This window comes from Cupriavidus sp. HPC(L) (genome assembly GCF_000307735.3).
Classification (GTDB): Bacteria; Pseudomonadota; Gammaproteobacteria; order Burkholderiales; family Burkholderiaceae; genus Cupriavidus.
The window spans coordinates 1-1,776 of sequence record NZ_AMPR02000345.1 but is presented as its reverse complement, the minus strand read 5'-3'; the positions used below and the strand labels follow the sequence as shown (position 1 = coordinate 1,776).

Annotated in this window: 2 protein-coding genes; both read left to right on the top strand. The window is 72.2% G+C overall.

Going from position 1 to position 1,776, the window contains the following annotated elements; all coding sequences use genetic code 11:
* Positions 1-297: winged helix-turn-helix domain-containing protein (locus tag B551_RS17475; protein WP_023264656.1), on the top strand; the 297-nt coding region annotated here is incomplete at its 5' end.
* Between the two features lie 16 nt (positions 298-313).
* Positions 314-1,768, top strand: coding sequence for a two-component system sensor histidine kinase CreC (gene creC, locus B551_RS17470; RefSeq protein ID WP_023264655.1), 1,455 nt, complete (start codon positions 314-316; stop codon positions 1,766-1,768).
* The last annotated feature ends 8 nt before the right edge of the window (positions 1,769-1,776 follow it).

The following is a 1,776-nucleotide window of genomic DNA, read 5'->3' as shown; positions in this document are numbered from 1 at the left end:
GGACAGGATGCGGTGCCGCCGTTGCTGCACGATCGCGACGGCGCTCGGCTCGCCTACCGCGGCCAGTGGCTCGACCTGACCCGCTACGAATACCGGCTGCTCGCGCTGCTGGCCGACCATCCGGGCCGCATCTACTCGCGCGCGCAGCTGATGGACCTGGTCTGGGACGACGCGCTCGATACCAGCGACCGCACGGTGGACACCCATATCAAGACGCTGCGCGCCAAGCTGCGCGCCGCCGGCGACGAGGACCCGATCCGCACCCATCGCGGCATGGGTTACTCGCTGGCCATCTGAGCGGGACCGGCGACGGATGCGGATCGGCCTGCGCATCTTCCTGGGTTTCTTCCTGATCGTCGGGCTGGCGGCCTGGCTAACGCTTCGCGTGTTCGTGCAGGAGGTCAAGCCGGGCGTGCGCCAGGCGATGGAAGACACGCTGATCGATACCGCGCACGCGCTCGCGGCGCTGGCGGCCGACGACATGCGCGACGGCCGCATCGCCGACGGTGCCTTCGCGCGCCAGCTGAACGCGCTGCGCGACGCGCCGCTGGACGCGGAGCTGTGGGGGCTGCGCAAGCGCGAGATCGGCTACCGCGTCTATGTCACCGACACGGCCGGCATCGTGCGTTTCGATTCGGCCGGCACCGCGGTGGGCCAGGACTATTCGCGGTGGAACGACGTCTATCTCACGCTGCGCGGCAAGTACGGTGCGCGCAGCACGCGCAGCGACCCGAACGACGAGGGCAGCACCGTGATGTACGTCGCGGCGCCGATCCGCGATGGCGAGCGCCTGCTGGGCGTGCTGACGGTGGCCAAGCCCAATGCGGTGATGGCGCCGGTGATCGCGCGCAGCCAGCACCGCATCCTGCTGCACGGGCTGCTGCTGATGGGCGTGGCCGCGGCGATCGGCCTGGCCTGCACGTTGTGGCTGGCGAACGGATTGCGCCGGCTGCGCCGCTATGCACGCGCGGTGGCGGCGGGCGAGCGCGCCGCGATGCCGCTGTCGGGCGCCGGCGAGCTGGCCGAGCTGGGCAGGGCGATGGAGACGATGCGTCTGCGCCTGGAGGACAAGCAGTACGTCGAGCACTACATCCATACGCTGACGCACGAGATGAAGAGCCCGTTGGCGGCGATCCGTGGCGCGGCGGAATTGCTGCGCGAGGACATGCCCGCGCCCGATCGCGCCCGCTTCGTCGGCAATATCGACAGCCAGGCGCGGCGCCTGGCCGAGATGGTCGCCAAGCTGCTGGCGCTGGCCGAGGTCGAGCAGCGCCAGCGGCTGGAGGCGCCGCGTCCGGTCGCGCTGGCGCCGCTGCTGACGGAAGTGGCGGCCGAACTGGAACCGCGCGCGCGGCAGCGCGGCGTGGTGCTGTCGCCGCGCGTCGAGACCGATGCCGCGCCCGCCGAAGTGCTGGGCGATCCGTTCCTGCTGCGGCAGACGCTGGTCAACCTGATCGACAACGCGGTCGACTTTGCGCCGGCCGGAAGCACGGTCGCGCTGGGGCTGCACCGCGAGCGCGGCGCGCACGGGGAGGCGTTTGCCGTGACGGTCGCCGACAGTGGCCCGGGCATCCCCGACTACGCGCTGCCGCGGGTGTTCGAGCGCTTCTATTCGCTCCCCCGGCCGGGCGGCCGCGACAAGGGCACCGGGCTCGGCCTGTGTTTCGCGCGCGAGGTGGCGCTGCTGCACCGGGGCGAGCTGACACTCGGCAACCGGCCGCAGGGCGGGGCCCAGGCGCTGCTGCGCCTGCCGGCGGTGCCGCGCTAGCCCGCCGT

Excerpts from the sequence above, each read along its gene's own strand:
- creC (WP_023264655.1), top strand. The coding sequence starts at position 314 with ATGCGGATCGGCCTGCGCATCTTCCTGGGTTTCTTCCTGATCGTCGGG.